Annotated in this window: 23 protein-coding genes, 1 other RNA gene and 1 pseudogene; 4 read left to right on the top strand and 21 right to left on the bottom strand. The window is 41.1% G+C overall.

The window, feature by feature from the left end; all coding sequences use genetic code 11:
• The 7 genes and pseudogenes from PRIP_RS08860 to PRIP_RS08830 all read right to left on the bottom strand — a co-directional run bounded on the left by PRIP_RS08860 (position 1) and on the right by PRIP_RS08830 (position 6778).
• Entirely contained in the window at positions 1-855 is an 855-nt protein-coding gene (locus PRIP_RS08860) for a carbohydrate ABC transporter permease (protein ID WP_036100869.1), read from the bottom strand.
• Positions 855-1731, bottom strand: a pseudogene (locus PRIP_RS08855) (carbohydrate ABC transporter permease). Before PRIP_RS08855 ends, PRIP_RS08860 begins: the two are co-directional and overlap by 1 nt.
• Positions 1732-1752: 21 nt before the next feature.
• Positions 1753-2973 (bottom strand): ROK family transcriptional regulator, encoded by a 1221-nt coding sequence (locus PRIP_RS08850; RefSeq protein ID WP_036100868.1) that lies wholly within the window; start codon positions 2971-2973, stop codon positions 1753-1755.
• 166 nt (positions 2974-3139) lie between these two features.
• Positions 3140-4081 (bottom strand): siderophore ABC transporter substrate-binding protein, encoded by a 942-nt coding sequence (locus tag PRIP_RS08845; protein ID WP_036100867.1) that lies wholly within the window; start codon positions 4079-4081, stop codon positions 3140-3142.
• A gap of 57 nt (positions 4082-4138) precedes the next feature.
• Positions 4139-4897 (bottom strand): iron ABC transporter ATP-binding protein, encoded by a 759-nt coding sequence (locus PRIP_RS08840; RefSeq protein ID WP_036100866.1) that lies wholly within the window; start codon positions 4895-4897, stop codon positions 4139-4141.
• Positions 4894-5835, bottom strand: coding sequence for an iron chelate uptake ABC transporter family permease subunit (locus tag PRIP_RS08835; protein ID WP_036100865.1), 942 nt, complete (start codon positions 5833-5835; stop codon positions 4894-4896). The genes PRIP_RS08840 and PRIP_RS08835 overlap by 4 nt, the downstream gene beginning before the upstream one ends.
• Positions 5828-6778, bottom strand: coding sequence for an ABC transporter permease (locus PRIP_RS08830; RefSeq protein WP_036100864.1), 951 nt, complete (start codon positions 6776-6778; stop codon positions 5828-5830). Before PRIP_RS08830 ends, PRIP_RS08835 begins: the two co-directional genes overlap by 8 nt.
• A 183-nt stretch (positions 6779-6961) precedes the next feature.
• On the opposite strand from PRIP_RS08830, the gene PRIP_RS17165 reads away from it, so the two are divergent.
• Positions 6962-7132, top strand: coding sequence for a hypothetical protein (locus PRIP_RS17165; RefSeq protein ID WP_159101533.1), 171 nt, complete (start codon positions 6962-6964; stop codon positions 7130-7132).
• Positions 7133-7153: 21 nt separating this feature from the next.
• Here the strand turns inward: PRIP_RS17165 and PRIP_RS08825 are convergent, their stop codons facing one another.
• Positions 7154-7405, bottom strand: a complete 252-nt coding sequence (locus tag PRIP_RS08825; RefSeq protein WP_036100910.1) for a lipopolysaccharide assembly protein LapA domain-containing protein — start codon at positions 7403-7405, stop codon at positions 7154-7156.
• 258 nt (positions 7406-7663) lie between these two features.
• Between PRIP_RS08825 and PRIP_RS08820 the strand changes: the two genes are divergently transcribed.
• The 3 genes from PRIP_RS08820 (at position 7664) to PRIP_RS08810 (ending at position 11359) form a co-directional block, all read left to right on the top strand.
• Positions 7664-8857 carry a glycine C-acetyltransferase gene (locus tag PRIP_RS08820; RefSeq protein ID WP_036100863.1) on the top strand — a complete coding sequence of 398 codons (1194 nt, stop codon included), beginning with the start codon at positions 7664-7666 and terminating at the stop codon, positions 8855-8857.
• 130 nt (positions 8858-8987) lie between these two features.
• Positions 8988-9959, top strand: a complete 972-nt coding sequence (locus tag PRIP_RS08815) for an L-threonine 3-dehydrogenase (RefSeq protein WP_036100862.1) — start codon at positions 8988-8990, stop codon at positions 9957-9959.
• A gap of 80 nt (positions 9960-10039) precedes the next feature.
• On the top strand, positions 10040-11359 hold the full coding sequence (locus PRIP_RS08810; RefSeq protein WP_036100861.1) for an APC family permease: 1320 nt from the start codon (positions 10040-10042) through the stop codon (positions 11357-11359).
• Positions 11360-11578: 219 nt separating this feature from the next.
• Here the strand turns inward: PRIP_RS08810 and PRIP_RS08805 are convergent, their stop codons facing one another.
• The 13 genes from PRIP_RS08805 to PRIP_RS08750 all read right to left on the bottom strand — a co-directional run bounded on the left by PRIP_RS08805 (position 11579) and on the right by PRIP_RS08750 (position 23103).
• On the bottom strand, positions 11579-12508 hold the full coding sequence (locus PRIP_RS08805) for an ABC-2 transporter permease (RefSeq protein ID WP_036100860.1): 930 nt from the start codon (positions 12506-12508) through the stop codon (positions 11579-11581).
• On the bottom strand, positions 12489-13016 hold the full coding sequence (locus tag PRIP_RS08800) for an ATP-binding cassette domain-containing protein (protein ID WP_077912966.1): 528 nt from the start codon (positions 13014-13016) through the stop codon (positions 12489-12491). The genes PRIP_RS08805 and PRIP_RS08800 overlap by 20 nt, the downstream gene beginning before the upstream one ends.
• On the bottom strand, positions 12988-13122 hold the full coding sequence (locus PRIP_RS17340; RefSeq protein ID WP_149023798.1) for a P-loop NTPase family protein: 135 nt from the start codon (positions 13120-13122) through the stop codon (positions 12988-12990). The genes PRIP_RS08800 and PRIP_RS17340 overlap by 29 nt, the downstream gene beginning before the upstream one ends.
• Positions 13123-13219: 97 nt before the next feature.
• Positions 13220-13792: a hypothetical protein gene (locus tag PRIP_RS16290; RefSeq protein ID WP_052008836.1), complete on the bottom strand. Its 573-nt coding sequence runs from the start codon at positions 13790-13792 to the stop codon at positions 13220-13222.
• A 553-nt stretch (positions 13793-14345) separates the two neighbouring features.
• Positions 14346-14713: a transfer-messenger RNA gene (gene ssrA / locus PRIP_RS16760) on the bottom strand.
• Positions 14714-14797: 84 nt separating this feature from the next.
• Positions 14798-16687: a tetratricopeptide repeat protein gene (locus PRIP_RS08785; RefSeq protein ID WP_036100857.1), complete on the bottom strand. Its 1890-nt coding sequence runs from the start codon at positions 16685-16687 to the stop codon at positions 14798-14800.
• An 82-nt stretch (positions 16688-16769) separates the two neighbouring features.
• Positions 16770-17234: an SsrA-binding protein SmpB gene (gene smpB / locus PRIP_RS08780; protein WP_036087213.1), complete on the bottom strand. Its 465-nt coding sequence runs from the start codon at positions 17232-17234 to the stop codon at positions 16770-16772.
• Between the two features lie 15 nt (positions 17235-17249).
• Positions 17250-19607, bottom strand: coding sequence for a ribonuclease R (gene rnr / locus PRIP_RS08775; RefSeq protein WP_036100856.1), 2358 nt, complete (start codon positions 19605-19607; stop codon positions 17250-17252).
• 27 nt (positions 19608-19634) lie between these two features.
• Positions 19635-20381, bottom strand: coding sequence for an alpha/beta hydrolase (locus tag PRIP_RS08770; RefSeq protein ID WP_036100855.1), 747 nt, complete (start codon positions 20379-20381; stop codon positions 19635-19637).
• Between the two features lie 168 nt (positions 20382-20549).
• Positions 20550-20780: a preprotein translocase subunit SecG gene (gene secG / locus PRIP_RS08765; protein WP_036087216.1), complete on the bottom strand. Its 231-nt coding sequence runs from the start codon at positions 20778-20780 to the stop codon at positions 20550-20552.
• A gap of 87 nt (positions 20781-20867) precedes the next feature.
• Positions 20868-21668 carry an amino acid ABC transporter ATP-binding protein gene (locus tag PRIP_RS08760; protein ID WP_052008835.1) on the bottom strand — a complete coding sequence of 267 codons (801 nt, stop codon included), beginning with the start codon at positions 21666-21668 and terminating at the stop codon, positions 20868-20870.
• Complete coding sequence (locus PRIP_RS08755) at positions 21665-22375, bottom strand: amino acid ABC transporter permease (RefSeq protein WP_036100854.1); 711 nt, start codon at positions 22373-22375, stop codon at positions 21665-21667. Before PRIP_RS08755 ends, PRIP_RS08760 begins: the two co-directional genes overlap by 4 nt.
• A gap of 23 nt (positions 22376-22398) precedes the next feature.
• Positions 22399-23103 carry an amino acid ABC transporter permease gene (locus tag PRIP_RS08750; RefSeq protein ID WP_036100853.1) on the bottom strand — a complete coding sequence of 235 codons (705 nt, stop codon included), beginning with the start codon at positions 23101-23103 and terminating at the stop codon, positions 22399-22401.
• Between the last annotated feature and the right edge of the window lie 2 nt (positions 23104-23105).

Here is a 23105-nt window from a genome sequence, read left to right as displayed (position 1 = left end):
TTATTCTTTCATACCACTCATTGTCATACCTTGAATAAAATACTTTTGTGCGAATAAATAAACAGCTAAGATTGGTATTACACTTATTAAAACACCTGCCATCATTAAGCCAAAATCAGTTCCGTAACGGCCTTGTAGCAACGATAGTCCAAGTGGTAACGTCGCCATCTCCTGACTACTTGTGACAATTAGCGGCCACAGGTAACTGTTCCAAGACTGCATAAATGTTAAAATACCAAGTGTTGCAAAGGTTGGTTTTGCAAGTGGTAAAATTACTTTTCGGAATACTGTAAAATGATTTCCTCCATCCATAAATACCGCTTCATCCAGCTCTTTTGGAATTCCCATGAATGCTTGTCGTAATAAGAATGTTCCAAATACACCAAACAATCCAGGAACTATCAATCCTGTGTAGCTATCTAACCAACCAAGCTGTTTCATTAAAATAAACTGCGGAATCATGGTCACTTGCGCAGGAACCATCATAGTTGCTAAATATAGCAAAAACAATTTATCACGTCCCCAAAATTCAATTCTTGCAAATGCATATGCAGCCATGGAGCAAAATAACATTTGACCTACCGTCGTGACAACCGCTACAACAATAGAATTCACTAAAAATTGCATCATCGGGAACATTTCGAATACTCGCTCAAAATTTTTCCATGTTAGCTCATCTGGAATAAATTGTGGCGGTAAAACCATATTTGCTGCTCCTGATTTAAATGCAGTCGACACCATCCAGATAAACGGCAAAACCATAATAATTCCACCGAGTACGATAACAATATATATGAGTACTTTTTTCACAATAGAAATTTTACCTGTTGTGCTAGCAGACTGTACTTTTTCCATCAGTTGGACCACCTCTTTTGAAGTTTATTTTGAATAATAGTGATGATGAATATAACGATAAATAGTACCCAACTCATGGCTGATGCATAACCCATCTCGAAATAACGGAAAGCGTGATTGTAGATGTTTTGTACTATTGTTGTTGTTGCCCCACTCGGTCCACCTTCCGTCATAATCATCACCTGATCAAATACCTGGAACGAGTTGATTAATGAAATTATTGTCACAAAGAAGGTGGTCGGTGCAAGAAGTGGTATTGTAATCGCATACAATTGATGCCACTTGGATGCGCCGTCCATACTAGCGGCTTCATAATAAGATGGTGAAATATTTTGTAGGCCACCTAAGAACAGCACCATGATGAAGCCAATGTCTTTCCAAGCACTTGTAATAATAACCGCAATCATCGCTGTATGCGGGTCTGTTAACCAATTTGGCCCATCAATGCCAAATACAGAGAGGAAATAATTAATTAGCCCATATGCTGGATTATATAGCCATTTCCATACAAGTGAAACGGCAACCCAAGACGTAATTACTGGCAAAAAATAATACTGCTCTGAAAAATCCCCTCATTTTTATTTTTTGATTCAGCAAAATCGCACACGCTAAACCAAACACCATAACGATTGGTAAATAGCCAATAATGAAAGTAAGCGTATTACGAAATGACTGCCAGAACTCGCTGTCTTGAAATAGCCTTGTGTAATTATCGAATCCTGTAAAATGAATCGTACTAATTAAATCCCAATCTGTAAAACTAGTTGCTAATGATCCTAGAATCGGTAATCCAATAAAAATTAGAAAACCTAGTAAATTAGGTAACAAAAAGATGCATAGCCAAAAAATCGTCTTTTTTCTTGTCATCCCAACCATAAATGAACCTCCATTCTGCTGCTATTTTAATAACGTTTGATTACTTTCGTATATGGGAACTTGAAAAATTTGATTGATAACTAAAAGTGCCGCGCCTTGTAGCCAAGCTAAATCTCCAAGTGCTGTTTCGGTGATTTGTGTTTCAATGGCTACTTCTGAAAAGAAATTTTTATTGGCAATTTCTTTTATGTTTTCAATAAAAAGATCGGCATGATGTAAGCCCTCTCCTGCGATGATAACTTTTTCGGGGTTAAAGGTATTAATTAAATTGCGAATACCATAGCCTAAATTTTCTCCCATTGTTTGGATGAGTTTTAATGCTACTTCGTCTCCATTTTCAGCAGCTTTGGCAACATTCTCAAAATGAAAATCAGTGATTGTTGTCTCTACTTTTTTTTCTAGTAATTCTTGCTTTTTATTATGAAAATAAAATTCTGACGCATACATTTCCAGACAACCATCTTGACCACAGTGACATGGATAGCCATTTACTTGAAATGTCGTATGCCCAAATTCACCTGCACCGCCATGCGATCCATAATAAATATGTCGGTTAATGACCGTTGACAAACCTAACCCAGCTCCAACTGAAATACACACAAAATTCGATATATTTCTGCCTTCCCCAAGAAAAAGTTCTGCTTGTGCGTAACAATTGATATTTTTATCTACTAAAACGGGTATATTCGGAAAATTAGTCGCAAACATGTTAGCCAGTTCTACATTTTCCCAGCCAAGCATCGTCGAACGAATTACAACACCTTCCTTACGATTCACTAATCCTGAAACTGCGATTCCAATGCCCATTAAACGTTTTTGCTCCAGCTTCTTCTTTTTTAACAAAACGTGAATTTGGGCCATAATAGCCTCTGCTACTTTTTCTGGCATACCGTGTTCAGGAAAACCAATTACTTCGTCAATAATAACTGTTGCATCTAAATCGGTTAATGCTAGTAAAATGCGTTCTTCCTCAATTTTAACACTGGCAATATAGGCAAAATCACGATTGAATGTCAGCACTTTTGCTCTACGCCCACCAGTTGAGCCAATTTCTCCGCCCTCAGAAATAAGCCCGCTCGCTTGTAAGTCCTCTAAAATATATGTAAGTGTAGACATACCAAAATCGCAACGTTTCGCAATTTCTGTCCTTGTTATCGCCCCTTTCTCCCGAATCAAATTTAATACTGTGTATCTATTAATATCCTTGATTAGTTCTTTATTTCCTTTTCTTAGTTCACTCATCTCAAGTCCTCCGGAAAACTTATTAACTTACTTCGTTCATTGAATAAAGTAAGTTATGCTTTCATTATATTGTATTCGCTTTCAAAAAGCAATCCTTTTTTACAAAAAAGAAAGAACTATTATCTAGCCGCTATCAAAAACCGCTAAATATAGCTCTTTCTCCTCTTTATTTCAAACTATCGCCAACTTCTTTTACCATTTCAGCAACAGATTCTAATCCGCCACCTGACAAATACCAGTATTCCGGGTTTAAATAGACAATATGGTCATTTTTGTACGCATTTGTCTTCTTCACAAGCTCATTTTCTACGACAGATTTTGCTGATGATTCGCCACCAATTGCCGCACCGCGATCCACAACGTAGATATAATCTGGATTTTTTTCTGCGATGTATTCAGATGAAACACTTTGACCGTGTGTTGATGCTTCGATGTTAGGATCTGCCGGTGTAACGCCAAGTACATCGTGGATTAGGCCAAAGCGCGATTCTGGGCCGTAAGCACTCATTTTGCCGTCATTGGCTAGTAGGATAAGGCCTGTTTTGCCTTCTGGAACGCTTGCTTTGACGTCAGCGACTTGTTTATCAATCGCATCTAATTGCTTCTTCGCCTCATCTTCTTTTCCAAAAAGGCTCGCGATAGTGTTGACGTTCGTTTGGAAAGACTTCATGTAATCTTTTGCGTCCACGCCTTGATAAATCGTTGGTGCAATATCGGAAAATTTATCGTAAGAATCGGATTGGCGACCGGAAATAATGTTTAAGTCTGGTGCCGCCTCGTTTATTTTTTCAAAGTCAGGTTCTTTTAAACCGCCAAGATCTGCGTATTTATCCGCCGCAAAATCGTTGAGGTATTTCGGTAAAGATTGTTTCGGCAAGCCTGCTACGTTGTTAGATAAACCTAGTGCTTGCAACGTATCCAATGTTCCAAAGTCAAAAACAACGACTTTTTCTGGATTTTGTTTGACTTTCGTTTCGCCAAGCTCGTGTTTAATTGTTAGTTCCTTCGCTGTCGTTTCCTCGTCCGCCTTTGTTTTCTCATCCGTGCCACATGCAACGGCAAATACCGCTAAAAGCATCAACATTGCTGCCATTAGTAATTTCTTCATCTACTTTAACCACCCTTATCTATTTTTTAACCCCTTACTGTACTAATTTCACCTCCTTTATTTGAAATACACGCCAATTCGATTATCGTTTATGAGCGCAATTGGAATCGGCATATCAAAAACTTCCTGCAACACCTCTTCTTGAATCATCTCCGTAGTCGCACCGTGCGCAATAACTTCACCGTTTTTAAGCGCCACAATGGAATCGGAATAACACGAAGCAAAATTAATATCATGCAAAACAAGCAACACCGTCTTATCTAATTCATCAACCAGCCGCCGCAAAAGCTGCATAATTTGCACAGAATGTTTCATATCCAAATTATTAAGCGGCTCATCTAGCAAAATATAATCTGTATTCTGCGCAATAATCATCGCAATATAAGCGCGCTGTTGCTGACCACCACTAAGTTCATCCATATACCGTCCAGCCAAACTAGTGAGTTCCATATATTCCAGCGCCATCGCAATAAACGCCTCATCTTCTTTTTGAAGACGTCCCTTCGAATGCGGAAAGCGACCAAATGCCACCAAATCCCGCACCGTTAAGCGCATTGTCACATGATTACTTTGCTTCAGGATTGACAATCGTTTTGCCAACGCATCCGATTTCCAATCATCCAGCGCCACACCATCCACATGCACCGTTCCGCCGTTCGCCTTCATCAGCCGCGCCATAATCGAAAGCAACGTACTTTTTCCAGCACCATTCGCGCCAATGAAAGACACAATTTGTTTTTCCGGAATCGCCAAATCAATGTTTTGAAGCACCGCTTTTGCCCCATAATTTTTGCCGATATTTCGTACTTCTATCATAATTTCGCCCCCTTTAAAAGCAAATACAAGAAATAAATACCGCCGCACAAGTTAATAATGACACTGATTGGCGCATTAAAATGGAAAATCCGTTCCGCCAAAAGCTGCCCACCAACAAGCGCCAATAGGCTAATCAGACTGGCTCCAATCAGCAATTCTGCATGCCGATGTGTCCGTAAAAATTGATACGCCACATTTGCTACAATCAGGCCAAGAAACGTAATCGGCCCAACGAGTGCAGTCGCCACGGAAACGAGTACCACAATCACCATCAATAGTCGTTTCACCATTTTGTTATACGGAATGCCTAGATTCACCGCCTGATCCTTACCCAGCGCCAATACATCCAAATATTTCACAAACGGCCATAAATACACAATAGCAGCTATAAAAATCACAATCGCCACAACTAAAATCGACGTATTCACATTGTTAAAACTAGCAAACATCTTATCCTGCACAATCTGGAACTCATTCGGATCAATCAGCATCTCCATAAACGATGCAACACTCGAAAACAACGTCCCACAAACAATACCGACTAACAGCAAGAAATAAATGTTCCGCCTATTCCGCTTAAACATCAACCAGTACAAGACAAATGCAAAGCCCATCATCAGCATTACCGACAAAAAGAAATTCCAGCGCCCGCTTCCAAACCGCATCAACGCCTGTGAACCAAAAATAAAGACAAGCGATGTTTGCAACAACATGTACAGTGAATCCATCCCCATAATCGACGGTGTTAAAATCTTATTTTGCGTGATGGTTTGAAACACCACCGTCGAAACCGCAATTGCCACACCTGTAAACACAATCGCTACTAGTCTAGTCGACCGAAGTGTAAGCGCGAACGCCGGATTTCCACCCATAAACAAAAACAAATAACTAGCCATCAAAATCACAACAATACCTGCTAAAATCCAATTTTTACGCATACGCTTTTCTCCTCATCAGCAGATAAATAAAAATCGCGCTCCCGATGATCCCAACCATCAGACTAATCGACACCTCGTACGGGTAAATAATGACCCGTCCCAAAACATCGCAAAAAAGCAAAAATGTCGCGCCAAAAACCGCCGTATCAAAAAGTGTCTTCTTCATGTTATCGCCCCGATAAATCGAAACAATATTCGGCACAATCAATCCCAAAAACGGTATCATACCAACCGTAAGAACAACCGATGCCGTAATAAACGCCACAATCACTAAACCAATCCGCATGATTGTCTTGTAAGAAAGTCCTAAATTCCGCGAAAACGTCTCGCCCATACCAACAACTGTAAACTGATTTGCATACACATACGCGATTACTAGCAACGGCACCGTCACATAAAGCAACTCATACCGCCCTTTTAGAACCATCGAAAAATCGCCCTGCAACCAAGAAGAAATATTCTGAATCAAATCAAATTTATATGCAAAAAACGTCGTAATCGAACTTAGAATCCCGCCAAACATCAAACCCACAAGCGGAATAAAAATCGTGTCTTTAAAAGGAATCCGCTCTAATAGTTGCATAAAAATAAATGTTCCCAATAATGCAAATAAAAATGCCACACCCATTTTCACTAACGGACTCGCTGTCGTAAATACAAGCAACGAAACTAATATCCCAAGTCGCGCCGCATCCATCGTTCCTGCTGTCGTGGGTGACACGAATTTATTTTGCGTTAAACTTTGCATAATCATCCCGCAAATGCTAATGCCAGCGCCTGCTAATATGATACTTACCAGCCTAGGTATTCTGCTAATCCGAATAATATCCCATTGTTCACTCGTCAACGAAAATATATGTATTATAGAAATCTTCTGTACACCAATAAAAACTGATAATAGCGCCAATATGACAAAAACAACAACAAGAATCGCCCTTTTCAAGCCATCACCCACCTTTTATAATTGAGAATGATTTTCATTATCGTTTATAAATCCATTCTAAAGGATAGAAAATCAGATGTCAATAACCTGTTGCCATTTGCGCAAACAAAAAAGCACTTCCAAAAGAAATGCCGTTTTAATTCATTGATTTAGGGTAAGAAACAAGAAAGGAGGTTTTAAAAAATGACCAATTCTAAGAAAAGTCAGACCTCACAAGCGATTCACACCCCGAAAATAAGTGACGCTCTACCACACGAAAAAGAGAAGAAACCATTCGCGGAGAACATTCATGGGAAGCCGCATCAACAAACACACGACTCCCATCAACAGTTCCATCGTAAAATTTTAAAATAATCGGTAGTCTCCGAAAGTCACTTATTTTTGGCTTTTGGAGATTTTTTGTTGTCCGCCAGTTGCCAATTTACGTTTCTTCCGTGTGCGATAGTAATTAAAACAGAGCACGAGCAACGCACCTGCCACAACCGAACCTAGAATAACAATAATTAATGGCCACTGCACGGTCCAAAACATAAGCTGGACATCCACCGTTCCCATATTTGTTGTACCGAAAATAATAATTAAAATTGCAATAATAATCCCAACGATTACTTGCCATTGAACTTTCATCACGTGTGCCTCCTTTTCTCTAGTATACCCGATTCTATCTAAAACCAAAAATATATACCTGCCTAAATTTGCTTCTTTTCTGCACGTTTTAATAGCATGATGCTTGCCATCCTTCAAAAATTTTTAGAATTAAAAACACCTGGCATATCCACACGATTGGCTACTGGCATTAGGTAACGCCGCGCTGGTGAAATGCTCTGAGCCCGACACAAGCGCGATAAGTATAGAAATATATCATAAAATAGGAGGCAGTACAAGATGACAAACAACATTTTACAGGCATTTTTAGAACCACAGCTGCAAGCATTGCAAGATAAAGGGCTTTACAACACAATCGATACGATGGAAGGTCCAAACGGCGCGATTATCAAAATCAATGGCATGGATCTCATCAACCTATCGTCCAACAATTACTTAGGATTTTCCAACGACGCTCGCCTAAAAGAAAAAGCCATTGCCGCGACAGAAGCATACGGTGTTGGCGCTGGTGCTGTGCGTACCATTAATGGCACAATGACAATCCACAATGTACTGGAGGCCAAGCTTGCCGAGTTCAAACACACCGAAGCTGCGATTGCTTTCCAATCCGGATTCAACTGTAACATGGGGGCAATTTCAGCTATCATGACGAAAAACGATGCAATCATTTCCGATGAACTCAATCATGCGTCCATCATTGACGGTTGCCGTTTGTCAGGCGCCAAAGTCTTGCGTGCCAAACACCAAGACATGGATGACTTACGTCGCGTCGCAAAAGAAGCTACCGAAAGTGGTCGCTACGAAAAATTGATGTATATCACAGACGGCGTTTTTTCAATGGATGGGGATATTGCTAAAATTCCAGAAATCGTTGAAATCGCGGAAGAATTTGGTCTCCTTACGTATATCGATGACGCACATGGTTCTGGCGTATTGGGTGGCGGTGCTGGTACAGTCAAACATTTCGGACTATCCGACAAAATCGACCTGCAAATAGGCACACTATCCAAAGCCATTGGCGCTGTAGGTGGTTACGTTGCAGGCTCCCAACAATTGATTGACTGGCTAAAAGTTCGCGCAAGACCATTCCTGTTCTCCACTTCCCTAACACCTGCCACGGCCGCAGCTTGTATCGAAGCAATCGACATTATGGAACATGATCCAGAGCGCTTGACAAAACTTTGGGATAACGGCACTTATTTAAAACAAGGACTTGCCAATTTAGGTTTTGACATCGGTCATTCTGAAACACCGATTACACCATGCATCATTGGTGATGAGAAGCTGACGCAACAATTTTCATGTCGTTTGTTTGAAGAAGGCGTTTATGCAAAATCTATTGTCTTTCCCACGGTACCAAAAGGAACTGGACGCGTTCGTAATATGCCAACCTCTGTACACACCAAGGAAATGCTCGATGTAGTTATAGCGGTTTACGAAAAAATTGGTAAGGAACTAAATGTTATTAACTAAAAAAGAGCGACTGTGTTCACATTTTTTCCAATGCTCGAACAGCCAAACTCTAGTTATAAACCAAATCTAACTATACCTTATTTTAATTCAATATATAGACAGGATTTTGACTAAAATGGAGGTTTTATTAATGAAAAGAGTACTTATTACAGGTTGCTTAGGCCAAATTGGCTCTGAATTAACGCTTCGACTGCGTGAAGAAAATGGGCGTGACAGTGTCATTGCGACCGATATTCGTCATGTCGCTGGAAACGAAGTCATTGAAAGCGGGCCTTTTGAAATTTTAGATGTAACGGATAAAGCACGGATGATGGTTTTGGCGCGTAAATATGAAGTCGATACGATTATTCATCTTGCGGCCTTGCTTTCTGCTGTTGCCGAAGAAAAGCCACAACTTGCGTGGAATTTGAATATGGGCGGTCTCATAAATGCACTAGAAGTTGCTCGTGATCTTCATTTGAAATTCTTCACACCGAGCTCTATCGGATCATTTGGGCCTAAAACTCCTACTGCAAACACCCCACAAGACACGCTTCAGCGCCCAACAACCATGTACGGTATAACGAAAGTAAGTGGCGAATTATTATGCGACTACTACTATCAAAAATTTGGCGTAGATACCCGCGGCGTTCGCTTCCCTGGTTTGATTTCCTACAAGACTGAACCTGGTGGTGGCACAACCGATTATGCCGTTAATATTTATTATGAAGCTATCAAGCACAAAAGCTATACCTCTTTCATCGCGCCTGGAACTTACATGGACATGATGTATATGCCTGACGCAATTGAAGCTATCATCGAATTAATGAGAGCGGAACCAAATCAGTTAGTGCATCGCAATGCCTTTAATATTACTGCTATGAGCTTGGAGCCTGAACAAATCGCAACATCGATTCGCAAGTTCATCCCTGACTTTAAAATGACATACGACATTGATCCCCTTCGTCAACAAATTGCGGATTCATGGCCAGATTCCTTAGACGCAAGTTGTGCTAAAAATGAATGGAATTTCAATCCGCAATACGACCTAGACAAAATGACAAAAGATATGTTGGAAAAGCTGACAAATAAGTTTAAAAATGTTACAGTATTAAAGCATTAATTTTTTTGTATACAGGGCTATTAATCTTAGCGCAATGGCTAAAGTAATCTATGAAACAATTGACAAGTAAGGGGAAACATATGGAAAATCAGAAACTGAGAAAAGACATTGGCTTTTTCACCGCACTCACTGTCGTCATGGGAACGGTTATCGGTTCAGGTGTCTTTTTCAAACCAGAAGCAGTTTATTCAGCAACCGGGACAGCAGGGCTTGGGCTTTTAGCTTGGATTCTAGGAGGTGTCATTACCATTTGCGGTGGATTAACGGCAGCAGAACTTTCAGCAGCCATCCCACAAACCGGCGGAATGATGATCTATCTACAAAAAACTTACGGCAAGCTAACCGCCTATCTTCTCGGCTGGGCACAAACGGTGATTTACTTCCCAGCTAATATCGCAGCCTTGTCCATCATCTTCGCCACACAAGTCGCGAATTTATTCCAAGCGAGTGATGCAATCATCGTACCTGTGGCCATCGCGGCTGCAGCATTTATTATGTTAATGAATTTTATCGGAGCCAAAGTAGCGGGGTCACTCCAAGCCCTCACAACGATTTGTAAGCTCATACCGCTCATTTTAATCATTCTATTTGGTCTGTTTTATCAAGGAGATGTGGCGTTCCGGTTATTTCCGATTAGCGTAGAAGAGCATTCGTTCTTAACTAGCCTTGGTTCTGGACTTGTTGCCACTATGTTTGCATACGACGGTTGGATTCACGTTGGAAACATCGCAGGCGAAATGAAAAATCCGAAGAAAGACTTGCCAAAAGCGATTGTATTCGGGTTAACAGGGGTTATGTTAGTGTACTTACTTATCAATATCGCGTACCTATTCGTTATGCCCGCTGCTTCACTCGCAGCTACAGCGACACCAGCATCCGATGTAGCCAATGTCATTTTTGGTTCGGTCGGCGGGAAGCTAATAACCATTGGCATTTTAATCTCGGTTTTCGGTACAATCAACGGTTATACAATGACAGGAATCCGCATTCCCTATGCAATGGCATTAGATAATCAACTACCATTTAGTAACTGGTTTCAGAAACTTGGTAAGAAGAGTAGCATTCCGTATAACGGCGGGAATATTATTTTAATCATCTCGGTTATCATGATATTCACCGGAGGATTCAATCAATTAACAGACATGCTAATATTCGTAATTTGGATTTTTTACACGCTCACATTTATTGCCGTATTTGTTTTGCGAAAACGAGAACCAGAACTGAAACGGCCGTATAAAGTCCCACTTTATCCTGTGATTCCGATTATCGCGATTTGCGGCGGAGTATTTATTGTGTTGAATACATTGTATACACAACCGCTTAACGCGGGAATTGGACTTGCTTTAACAGTGATTGGATTGCCGATTTATTTCTATAAGAAGACTAAGGGACATTTTTGATAGATGAAAAAAACGCTTGGAATCATTGGTTAGGCAATGTTCTCAAGCGTTTTCTTCATTTAATGGGGGTGGTAACCGTATAACCGTTCATCAAAGGTGCTCTTGCACTATCCCATAAATCACTCTTGTGGCAAATTATTTTAGCACTACTTTTTCTTTAGAAGTATAGTCATATATTTTCGCAACAACACGGTAGAAATTATTTCAATATTATAAATTTCAAAGTTTAGGGCATAACCTTTTTTTATTCCACGCGTAAGAAATAACTGTAAGTACAATACACACAATGATAACAATTAAGTAACCAGCTATAATATTTGTATCCACTCCTGATACTACTTCCATTGTTGAGGCAGATGTATTATATATTTTAGATATTGTAAGAAGCATCAAGTTTTTCAGATCATAGCCGCCCAAATTTGGTAGAATAAACATGTATAAAAATAACGTGACTATACTCACTAACGTCGAACGAATCATAATTGTTAGTGTGAAGAAAAACATTCCAAATAAAATAAATACTAAACTTTGATACAGAAACTGTAAGGGGAGTTTCGACAAGTAGTTCACACTTGTATTAGGCTGAACGCCCACTAATAAATTAAATAAATACTGTATTCCTGTTGAAAGCACAATTGTAGTAAGAGTAGTAGCAACAGCAACCATGCCTATAGATATAAGCTTACTAAAATAAAAAGATCTATAACCTCGTAATAATAACTGATGCTTAATCGTTCTATATTTATAATCAAAGAAAGCAACATGACAACTATATACTCCAAAAAGAATGGGCAAGATTATAATTGCAATCGATGTAAAAATTTGATTGGGCGCATTTAAAGGATTTAATGCCACTTTTGCCGCAATAACACGGTAATAATCATATTTTAATGAATTACTTATCTCTTCCGAATTGCCATCCGTCTTAATTTTTAGCTCCTCTGAAAGTGCCTGCTTCAATGTAATTCCATCTTGTTCATACGTCTCCATCGTAATATTAAATCGATTTTCTTTCTGATGAAGTGCACTATATTGTGTATAACTAGAAAACACACACATCAAGATAAGTGATATAAATAATAAAATAAGATATTTTGCCTTCCATTGATAAAATAATTGAATCCTTACATCAGCCCACATATTGTTCATATACGCTCTCCAAATCGGTAAACTTCGTTATATCGGCATGAACTAATTGCATGTCATTTATTACAAACACTTCATCCAATATCTGATTATAAAAATCAAATTGATGTCCACAAACCAAAATAAGCATTTTATCTTTGCATGATACTAACAAATTTTTAACTTGCTTTGCCGTTTCGTAATCTAAACCATTAGATACTTCATCTAAGATTAGCATTTCTGGTTTTGTAAACATGGCAATAAGAATAGATAGAATCTTCTTTTGCCCTAGTGAATACGATCCTGTTTTTCTCTCTAGCACGCTGTCATCTATGTACTTCAGTAGCAATACTCGTTCCTCTTGCTCTAAATCTCTTCCAACCAATAATTTTATATTATCCTGTGCATTTAAATTACTATATAATTGTGACTCATCAAAAACTGCTGCAATATTTATTGGTTTAACAATTTCACCTGAATAATTTTCAAAGCCCATAATGCAATTAAAAAAAAGTAGTTTTTCCAGCTCCATTTTTCCCTAAAAAGAAAATAATACCTTCGGAATCAAGCTTTAAATTAATATTAGCTAGTATTTTTTTATTCTTATATCGCTTTTCTAAATTGATAATTTCTAGCATTTTATCACCCCACTAATCAATTTTTTTTAAAAGTAATGCAGTTGCAAATTTAGGAATACACATTGCAAGTGCATTACATAATCGAGTCCTAACATCTCTATTTCAGATAACCAGAACCGTTAGATTTCACTCTATATTGATCTGTTTTATCAAATGCGCTGAAGGCAACGTCTCCCCATGGGCTTGGTGTTCCAATTTTATATGTTTTTGTACCTCTATAATCTCTGTATCCTGTACCAGTGGCAATGAGTTTGATTCCTTTTTTTGAAATAATATTGGGAAAAAGATAGCCAGTTTCTTGCCACTTACTATTTTCCGCCACTGTAGTTCCATTATATCTATAACTTATATTATCTCTACACCACGCTGCAAAGCCACCTCGCTTATAAGAATAGGTCTTATTTTTATAAGCTGCTGCTTTAAGCAATCGAATATTTGAGGTGCTTGGCGCATCTTCACTTACAACTTTTTCTACTCCTACACTATCAATTTCAGAAATTGCTTGGGAAGCATCCACATCAAATTGATTTGTTTCTACTGATGACGTTACATCTTCTAAACTTTCTTCTGCATAGACATTTAAAGCTGGTGATGCTACTGTAAATGCAAAAGAACATGACATTGCTACTGCTAACATTCTTACCTTCTTTTTGCTCAATGCTTTCAACATAACATATTCTCCTTTTGTTCTATATTTCATATTTTTGAGTATATAACGATTTTAGTTATATGTCAAATGTTATATAAAGCTGGTAAATAGATCTTTTTGGACATTACAGGTGGGGCGCCCCTTGCCTTCATCACTTCCACATCTCGGTTGTACCTCCACGAGTTAATCCCTGAGAGTCGCACGCGATCCGCTTTTGTTTGTAAAATTGTGTATTGTCTACCATTAGTAAAAGCTAAAATAGCATGTCCAATAGCGCACGTTTTAGCACTTGGCAAGACCTTTACTTTTGCACTACTTGGCACATTTGGTTTTGGTGTTTCTGTCACTGGAGGACATTTTTGGTATAATAAACAGCCGCATCCAACCAATTTCCATACGCTTTTGTAACCCCCCATTTAAGGACGCGTGGCAAATATTTTTCATTTCGTTCATTTTCTGCCTATTTTAGCGTAAAAAACAAGTTTCATTTCAATTTGATGTTCAAAACTCGATTAAAGTACAAAAAAAACGCTTGAAGCACATTGTATATCAATGCTTCAAGCGTTTCTCCATGTAATGGAGACGGTGGGAGTCGAACCCACGTCCAGAAATAACGGCACTTAGACTTCTACGAGCGTAGTCATCGTATTGGGGTTTCGCATATGCAGCGGCCCGACAACAGGCTTTCGCAAAGCTAGTCTGATTATGCTCTTCTTCTAAGCCCCAGACGGAGACTTAAAATCGTATCCCACTTCATTTGAGACCCTTACCGTAGCACATGGGCGATGCACGGAGGATCAGCTATCGACTGTTCTTAGGCAGCGAAAGCTAGGTTGTTATTAGTTTTGCCAGTTATTATTGGCTTTGACGTTTGTAACGAGGCCGATCCCCCCGACTCGCAATCCAAGCTCGAACTATCCCTGTCGAATCCGTAACGTCCCCTCGAGGCTCGTGTACAGCAAATTATATTATACACGAACTGCTCTCAAATGGCAAGTTAAAGCCAATTATCGGGTGGTTTCAATATTACAATGAGTCTTCCCAATCTAAATCACTCAGTATTTCTTCGTATCTTGCTTGATCCTCGTCATCCTCACTCCAATCCGCGCCATACATGTAGACCAAATTTTTATCTTCAAATTGCGCGATGAGTGGCTCTCCGTCATTGTCATCAGTCATTTTGAGGTACTGGTAGTCGCTATCGTCTATGAAAACGAAATTCGTGCTGGCGATAAATTGGTTTTTCACTGCATCGTCATTCATCATATCTGTGAAGGTATCTTGGAAATCCTCGCCAACCATTGTAAGTGCTACCTTATGATCGCTATCGTTTGACGCAAAACTGGCTTGGATAAGCTTCATATGCGCTTCTTCTAAAACGCCGTCGCTTATACCTTGCTCTTCATCAAATGCTTGTAATAACTCGGTATAGCGGGCTTTCCCAGCTTCTGTGTCATCCCAGCCAGTGCCGTAGATGTCGTGCAGTTTATAGTCTTTAAATTCGGTTAGGAATTGTAAATCTCCAGAATCATCCTCGATTTTAAGATATTGCAACTCGCCATCATCAAGATATTCTCCTGTTGTGTAGGAACCGCGGAACTGTTCTTTCAATTTAGGCTGACTCATTAGTTTTTTGAAAGCTGGATAGAAGCTTTCGTCAATGACATCACCTTGCGCGATGTCTTCTTCGTTTTCGAGACTATTTCGGATCGTAAAAAAGTTATCTGCTTCTTCGGAACCGCCTGCCATGTCATCGTACGAATACGAATCGTAGTCATCGGCAGAATTGTCTTCCATTAAGCCAAAACCAATGACTGCCAAAATAATCGCTGGAACAATAAAGATTTTAAGATTGATTTTAGCTGGTTGCATTGCTTTCTTACCTAGCGGCGGGTTTATTTCCCGATTTTGTTCCCGCTTTATTGGTTTTGACGGCTGAATTTCTGCTACTTTTTTAGCTGGTGGCGCTTTTATTACTGGCTTTGCGACTTGCTTTACTTGCGCTTTCGGAGATTCTACGTCTAGTGTTAGTTTTGCGCGTATGGCCTTGCTGATTAGGCTCGTCACCACACCTAGAGCTAACACGGTCGTAACGCCAATCATTCCCACTAAATTGTTGATGAAAAATAGCGGTATGCACAGAATCCAGAGGCCTAAAACGAAGCCCAGCATCATTTTTGCAGTTGTTTTGCGTCCTTTGAATGGAGCTATAAAAATAAGACCGATTCGCAGAACCGTTGCCACAAGCCAATTACTAGTTGGAACGGCTTGGTGAACTAATCGTGCCGACTCTGTATCATGCTTCGTTTGTAACGCCCGTTCGGATAAATCTCGTGCTATTTTAAAATGACCATCTTCAAAGCTCCATTGTGCAAAATTCTGCACATTCTCCGCGTGAGTCGGTTCTAAATTAAGCGCACGCTGCATGTAGTCACGCGCTACTTTCTTCTTGCCGAGCTGATACATCACATTGCTGTACTTCCCAGCATACAACGCATTGCGCGCATCCAACCCAGCTGCTTTTTCAAAATAAGGGGCGGCTTCTTTCAAATTTCGAGATTCCAGCAAAGTCCCCATTCGATACGGATAAAACGCCTCCCGCGATGCGTAGCGCAGGCCCTGTTCAATATAATATTTCTCTTTAGCGGCGTTGTCACTACCCATCCAAATCATCACGCCAAGTCGCATCGCTTCTTCACAGCGTGGATCATGTCGCAACGTTTCTTCCACATAAGCCTCTGCGGCAACTTTATCTTCATCTCCCGCAAACGCCACATACGCCAAACACAAATACCCTACAAAATTTCGTGGTTGCGCTTCCACATAACTTTGCGCGATTTCCCTTGCCTGTTCCAACTCCCCATTGTCCACAAGTTTCATCAACGCTTCAAACTTCATCACCCTCGTTGAAATCATTACCTACACTCCCATTTTCTGTTGCTAGAAAAAGCCAAATAAATATGCACTTCCCACACATACCTATTTGGCCTTCCCGCTCTTAACGCTGTCTTTCTTTAAACGCTCGCTCCACATCACGCTTCGCTTCTTTGCGTTTCAAATCTTCACGTTTGTCATATTTCTTTTTACCTTTTGCCACACCGATTAGCACCTTTGCATAGCCGTCTTTAATGTACATTTTCAGCGGTACAATGGAGTACCCTGCCTCTTTTGTCTCGCCGATAAGCTTGCTGATCTGTTTCTTGTGTAACAATAACTTGCGTGTTCTAAGCGGATCATGATTGTAGCGGTTGCCCTGCTCATATGGACTAATGTGCATATTATGCAGAAAAACTTCGCCACGATCCACTCTGGCATATGCATCTTTCAAGTTTACGCGCGCATTACGAACCGATTTAATCTCCGTTCCTTGGAGCACAATTCCTGCTTCAAACGTTTCTTCAATCGCATAGTCATGACGCGCTTTCTTATTTTGTGCTACTAAACGTCCTTCACCTTTAGGCATCGTACATCCTCCCTTCTAACGGCGCGGCTTCTTCGATTTCGTACCTTTTGCCACACCTTGGTAAAATGGTTTTTTCTTTTTCTTCTTCGGTTTTGCGTACCATTCGCCTTCGTCTTTTTCTTTCTTGCGCGACGGTCCGTCATTTCGTTTCTTATCGCCGCCACCCGGACGACCTTTATTTTTCTTAAATGATTTGGAGACTTCCACGGTTTTCTTGTTCCGTTTAAAGCCTGGCGATTCTTTCCCAAGACTGCGCAAAGCAAAATCAATTTCGCGATGGTCCACATCGACCTTCGTTACTTCGACTTCGACTTCATCACCAATCCGGTAAACCTGCCCTGTTCGCTCCCCAATCATCGCTAACTGGTTCTGATGGAACTGGAAGTAGTCACCTTTCATTGTGCTCACGTGTACAAGCCCTTCGATTGTATTTGGCAGTTCAATAAACAAACCAAAATTCGTCACCGAACTAATAATACCTTTGAAAATTTCACCCACATGTTGCACCATGTATTCCGTTTTCTTCAGTTCATCCGTTTCACGTTCTGCCTCCACAGCTCGACGCTCCATTTTTGATGTATGCTCGGCGATTTCAGGAAGACGTTCGCCCCATTTCGCAAGCGTCGCATCATCAATGTTGCCATGTATCAAATATTCACGAATTAAACGATGCACAATCAAATCCGGATAGCGACGAATCGGAGACGTGAAATGTGTATAATACTCCGTTGACAAGCCAAAGTGACCCATGTTCGCCGTATCATATTTCGCTTGCTGCATCGAACGCAACATAATCGTTGACACAACCATCTCTTCCGGTTTACCTTTTACCTCATCCAAAACTTGCTGCAAAGCCCGCGGATGCACATCATTCGCCGTCCCCTTCACAATTAAACCGAAATTCGTAATAAACTCAAAGAAACGCTGCAACTTCTCTTCACGCGGATTTTCATGGATACGGTAAATAAACGGCACTTGCATCCAATAAAAATGCTCCGCAACGCTCTCATTGGCCGCCAACATGAACTCTTCAATCAAGCGCTCACCAGCAGACCGTTCCCGCGTCACAACGCCCGTCGGATGCCCATCATCATCAACCACAATACGCGCTTCTTTAAAATCAAAATCAATAGCCCCACGCGCGTCCCGTTTCTTATGCAAAATCCGCGACAACGCATGCATTTCCTCTAGCATCGGTACAATGGTCGCATATTTCTCACGCAATTCCGCATCTTCATGCACTAAAATATCATTAACATCCGAATACGTCATACGCTCCGTTGTTTTAATCACACTTTCAAAAATCTCATGCGAAACAACTGTACCCGTCTCATCAATTTCCATTTCACAAGACATCGTAAAGCGGTCCACATGCGGATTTAACGAACAAATCCCGTTCGACAAACGATGCGGAATCATCGGAATAACCCGATCCACTAAATACACACTCGTGCCACGCTCAAATGCCTCACGATCCAGCGCCGAGCCCTCCGTCACATACGAACTTACATCCGCAATATGCACGCCAAGCTTATAATTACCATTGGGCAATTTCGTCACCGTTACCGCATCATCCAAATCTTTCGCATCCGCGCCATCAATCGTAATGATCACTTCATCACGCAGGTCGCGGCGCTCACCTATTTCGCTTTCCGCAATCTCCGCTGGAACCGCATTCGCCTGCTCCATCACATCGTCTGGAAAAGCAATCGGAATCCCATGTTTATGAATAATAGATAAAATATCAACACCCGGATCATTCCGATGCCCAATAATCATTTTCACAATACCACGCGCACGGCTATGATTCTTCGGATAGTCCGTCAATTCAACGATAACCTTATGACCATCCACCGGTTTCAAACCATTATCAAGATCAATTTCCACCTCACCAAATGTCCGTTTATCATCAGGAATCACAATCGGTTCCCCAATCAGATCCTCCATATACGTACCAACAATTTGCGACGTTTTGCGTTCCACAATTTTGTGAATCGTTCCTTCTGCTAAATTATCACCCTTCATCTTCGTGATATTCGCAAAAACAACGTCCCCGTTCATCGCATTATTCACTTGCGTCGGCGGAATGAAAATATCATCCATCTCCTGCTCTTCCGGAAGAACAAATCCAAATCCCTTCTCATGCGCCCGGAAAGTCCCCTTCACAAAATCTAGTTCCTTCGGTAACGCATAGCGATTCTTCTTCGTCCGAATCACATCCCCACGATCCTCCATCGCAACAAGCGACTTCACCATCGCCTTAAAATCGTCCGCATCTTGCAGCGCCATTTCCGTTTCTAAATCATCTAATGAAAATGTCGTTTTCGGCGATTCCTTCATAAAATCTAATAATCTCTCTTCAATTTTTTTCATTGTTTCCCTCCTCTCTCTTTCAAAAACTTAAACATGCCAATCGAGCGTATTTAAAAAGGCTAAAATATCATCTTGCAACTGCGCCTTTTCCTTATCAATCGTAATTACATGTCCAGAATTCTCGTACCAATTCAGTTCCTTTTGTTCTGACTCTACCTTATTATAAATCAATTCCGCACCATTTACATCTACCATCTGATCTTTTTTTCCTTGAGCAACCATAATCGGCGCATAAATCAGATCAATTTGCGGAATAACCTCATTAATCTCATCTTTTAGCTTCGCAATCGTGTCCATCGGTGCATCCGCATAAGCAAGCATTTCCGCATCAATCTGCTCTGGCGTTTTGCCTTCATACTTCTTATAATTCCGCACATAGTCCAAGAATCCTTGAATAATCGGCGAAGAACTATCCATCCGCGTCGGCGTACTCATCGCCACAATCCCTTTGAGCGGCCGATTATATCCCAGTTTCAGCGAGAACAACCCACCAAGCGAAAGCCCAGCCACCGCAATCTCCTCATAACCAAGCGATTTCAAATGGTCGTACGCATCAAGCACATCCTGCCACCAATCAGCCGGCCCCGTCGTCAACAAAACATCAGGCGAAACACCATGACCCTTATACTGCGGCGCGTAGCACGTATAATGATTATCCTGCAAAAACCGTCCTAACATCCGCACATCCGCCGAACTTCCCGTAAACCCGTGCAGTAGCAATACCGCCCGTTTCCCTGTCTCAAATAAAAATGGCTGTGGCGCCTTCATCTTCATATCAAAAATCCCCTTCGTTCTATAAAATATCATTGTTACTAGTGTACCTTCTATATACCCAAATTTCAAAAAGAAGGGATTGAAGTTCACCTGACCATACTAGAATAAGCGCTTATTTCCAAATAAAAACTCCACCTAAAAAATCAGGTGGAGTCATCACGTTTATAATTACAAGAAAAATCCTAAAGCAATTAAGATTGCAAAGAATATTACTGCTAAAACAATCGTTGTGCGATGCAAGATACGTTCTAAACCTCTTGCTTTTTGTTTACCAAATAGCTCTTCTGCTCCACCAGAGATTGCTCCGGATAACCCGTTACTCTTACCTGGCTGAAGAACAACTACGATGATTAACAATATAGATACAATAACAAGTAAAACTGTTAACGCTGTATTCATGCTCTTTCCTCCTAAAACCGTCCTCTTTTTGACTACCTTTTATGATAGCATATTTCCTAGTAAAGGTAAAGAGTAAAAAAGCGACTTTTAGTAGGCTGTCGATGCTTTCGGCCATTCTTCTGGCACTGGAACAACGACTGATGGGACAGAGACGTCTCCAGAAATTCGACGCAAAAATTGGCGTGTTCGTTCTTGCTTCGGTGCACCAAATAGCTCAATCGGGCTTCCTTCTTCTACCACAACACCATCCGCCATAAACAACACATGATCCGACACTTCTTTTGCAAATTGCATTTCATGTGTCACAACAACCATCGTCATTCCTTCCTCCGCAATCGCTTTAATAACCGCCAAAACCTCACCGACAAGCTCCGGATCAAGCGCCGAAGTAGGCTCATCAAAAAGAATAACCTCTGGATTCAAAACTAACGCACGAGCAATACCAACACGTTGCTGCTGCCCACCAGAGAGCTGACTCGGATAAAAACCTAATTTATCACCAAGTCCGACTTTTGTCAAAATGGCTTCACTTCTAGCTCTAGCCTCTGCTTTTTTCACTTTTTGAGCGACGATTAAGCCCTCCATCACGTTTTGGATGACCGTTTTATGGGCGAATAAATTATAATGTTGGAATACCATCGCTGTTTGTTTCCGTAGCGCAATAATGTCTTTTTTAGTCGCTTTTTCGGTGGCTACCGTCACATGACCGATTTCGATTGTGCCGCCGTTTGGTTTTTCTAAGTAGTTGAGGCAGCGAAGTAAGGTCGTTTTGCCGGAGCCACTAGGGCCTAGAATTGTGATTACCTCGCCTTTGTTTATCGTTAAATCAATGCCTTTTAGCACTTCTTGTTTTCCGAACTGTTTTTTTATTCCTTGTAAGCGGATCATCCAATCCCTCCTCGATTATAGGCCGTGGCTTTACGGTCAATCAATGACGCGACGAGCTCGATGATGATGGTGACGCCCCAATAAAGCAAGCCTGCCGCGATAAATGCTTCGAGAAACTTCAGATTGCTAGAAGCCACGATTTGCGCCGTTCCCGTAATTTCTTTGACCGAAACGAGAAAAGCAATCGACGAAGCTTGCAAAAAGCCAACCACGATATTCGTCAAATTCGGAATCGACTGCGCTAGCGCCTGCGGTAAAATAATTCGCGTCATCACTTGGAATTTCGTCATCCCGACGGAATAACCCGCCTCCATTTGACCACTCGGTACCGCAACAATGCCCGAACGGATAATTTCAGAAAGATAAGCTCCTGCGCTAAGCGACAACGCAATCAGTACAAAAATAGTGATTGGCACACTGTTAATATTGAATGTCCAGTCGTACCGTTTTGAAAGCGTATCAAGCAAAAGCGGCAAGCCAAAATATATCAGCATAATATGCATTACAATCGGCGTCCCCCGAACAAAGGACACATAGCCATTCGCCACATGATACACGCCCGGCGTACGGTAAATTCGCGCCAAAGCGACGCCAAGCCCAATGAGAAAACCGACAACTAACGGCACAAATGTGAGTAATAACGTGAGCGGTAACGCCGCCAAAATCTCTTTAAAAGCCTCCCAAATAAACGGAAAATCCAGTTGCATCGCGTACTTCGCCTCCTTTTCTCTTAATCTAGCGCAACAACTGGCGCCTTATGACGGTTGGCACGTTTTTCAAATACTTTTGCCAGTTGTTCCAGGATGAGAACAACCGCGTAGTAAATAATCGACATCGCGATATAAACTTCCAGCGCATGAGCTGTAGCCGCAATCAGCGCTTCCCCGCGCCCCATCATATCCATAATCCCAATCGTAAACGCAAGCGACGTGTCTTTCAATGAACTAATGATCGAGTTCGCCACATTCGGAAAAGCAATACTCGCACTTTGCGGCAACACAATCCGGAAAAAGCCCTGCGCCTGACTCATGCCAACCGACATTGCAGCTTCTGTTTGCCCATAATCCACGCCCTTAATCGCACTTCGGAAAATCTCTGAAAAAATCGCGCCATCTCGCAACGCATACGTAATAATCACGAAATACGCCGGTGCCATCCGCGAAATATCGACACCAAACACAAGTAACAACGCTGGTAAACCGTAAAATACTAGAAATAACTGAATCAACATCGGTGTTCCGCGAATAAACGAAAGGAACACAACGACGAGCTGGCTAAGCACAGGCACCCGAAACAATCGAATGACCGCCAAAATCATGCCCAAAATCAACCCAATCACCGTCGCATACACCAACACTTGCAACGTTACCATCAAATATTCCAACAATGTCGGAATGAAATCAAAAATCAAATGCCAATCAAACGCCTTCCCCATTC

The organism is Paenilisteria riparia FSL S10-1204, assembly GCF_000525995.1.
GTDB lineage: Bacteria > Bacillota > Bacilli > Lactobacillales > Listeriaceae > Listeria_A > Listeria_A riparia.
This window is presented reverse-complemented; position numbering and strand designations above follow the sequence as displayed.

Excerpts from the sequence above, each read along its gene's own strand:
- secG (WP_036087216.1), bottom strand. The coding sequence starts at position 20,780 with ATGAATACAGCGTTAACAGTTTTACTTGTTATTGTATCTATATTGTTA.
- PRIP_RS08860 (WP_036100869.1), bottom strand. The coding sequence starts at position 855 with ATGGAAAAAGTACAGTCTGCTAGCACAACAGGTAAAATTTCTATTGTG.
- PRIP_RS08810 (WP_036100861.1), top strand. The coding sequence starts at position 10,040 with ATGGAAAATCAGAAACTGAGAAAAGACATTGGCTTTTTCACCGCACTC.
- PRIP_RS17165 (WP_159101533.1), top strand. The coding sequence starts at position 6,962 with ATGACCAATTCTAAGAAAAGTCAGACCTCACAAGCGATTCACACCCCG.
- PRIP_RS08850 (WP_036100868.1), bottom strand. The coding sequence starts at position 2,973 with ATGAGTGAACTAAGAAAAGGAAATAAAGAACTAATCAAGGATATTAAT.
- PRIP_RS08785 (WP_036100857.1), bottom strand. The coding sequence starts at position 16,687 with ATGATTTCAACGAGGGTGATGAAGTTTGAAGCGTTGATGAAACTTGTG.
- PRIP_RS08835 (WP_036100865.1), bottom strand. The coding sequence starts at position 5,835 with ATGCGTAAAAATTGGATTTTAGCAGGTATTGTTGTGATTTTGATGGCT.
- PRIP_RS08825 (WP_036100910.1), bottom strand. The coding sequence starts at position 7,405 with ATGAAAGTTCAATGGCAAGTAATCGTTGGGATTATTATTGCAATTTTA.
- PRIP_RS08815 (WP_036100862.1), top strand. The coding sequence starts at position 8,988 with ATGAAAAGAGTACTTATTACAGGTTGCTTAGGCCAAATTGGCTCTGAA.
- PRIP_RS17340 (WP_149023798.1), bottom strand. The coding sequence starts at position 13,122 with ATGCTAGAAATTATCAATTTAGAAAAGCGATATAAGAATAAAAAAATA.
- PRIP_RS08755 (WP_036100854.1), bottom strand. The coding sequence starts at position 22,375 with ATGCAACTGGATTTTCCGTTTATTTGGGAGGCTTTTAAAGAGATTTTG.
- PRIP_RS08840 (WP_036100866.1), bottom strand. The coding sequence starts at position 4,897 with ATGATAGAAGTACGAAATATCGGCAAAAATTATGGGGCAAAAGCGGTG.
- PRIP_RS08845 (WP_036100867.1), bottom strand. The coding sequence starts at position 4,081 with ATGAAGAAATTACTAATGGCAGCAATGTTGATGCTTTTAGCGGTATTT.
- PRIP_RS08770 (WP_036100855.1), bottom strand. The coding sequence starts at position 20,381 with ATGAAGATGAAGGCGCCACAGCCATTTTTATTTGAGACAGGGAAACGG.
- PRIP_RS08805 (WP_036100860.1), bottom strand. The coding sequence starts at position 12,508 with ATGAACAATATGTGGGCTGATGTAAGGATTCAATTATTTTATCAATGG.
- PRIP_RS08800 (WP_077912966.1), bottom strand. The coding sequence starts at position 13,016 with ATGGAGCTGGAAAAACTACTTTTTTTTAATTGCATTATGGGCTTTGAA.
- rnr (WP_036100856.1), bottom strand. The coding sequence starts at position 19,607 with ATGAAAAAAATTGAAGAGAGATTATTAGATTTTATGAAGGAATCGCCG.
- PRIP_RS08750 (WP_036100853.1), bottom strand. The coding sequence starts at position 23,103 with ATGGGGAAGGCGTTTGATTGGCATTTGATTTTTGATTTCATTCCGACA.
- smpB (WP_036087213.1), bottom strand. The coding sequence starts at position 17,234 with ATGCCTAAAGGTGAAGGACGTTTAGTAGCACAAAATAAGAAAGCGCGT.
- PRIP_RS16290 (WP_052008836.1), bottom strand. The coding sequence starts at position 13,792 with ATGTTGAAAGCATTGAGCAAAAAGAAGGTAAGAATGTTAGCAGTAGCA.
- PRIP_RS08760 (WP_052008835.1), bottom strand. The coding sequence starts at position 21,668 with ATGATCCGCTTACAAGGAATAAAAAAACAGTTCGGAAAACAAGAAGTG.
- PRIP_RS08820 (WP_036100863.1), top strand. The coding sequence starts at position 7,664 with ATGACAAACAACATTTTACAGGCATTTTTAGAACCACAGCTGCAAGCA.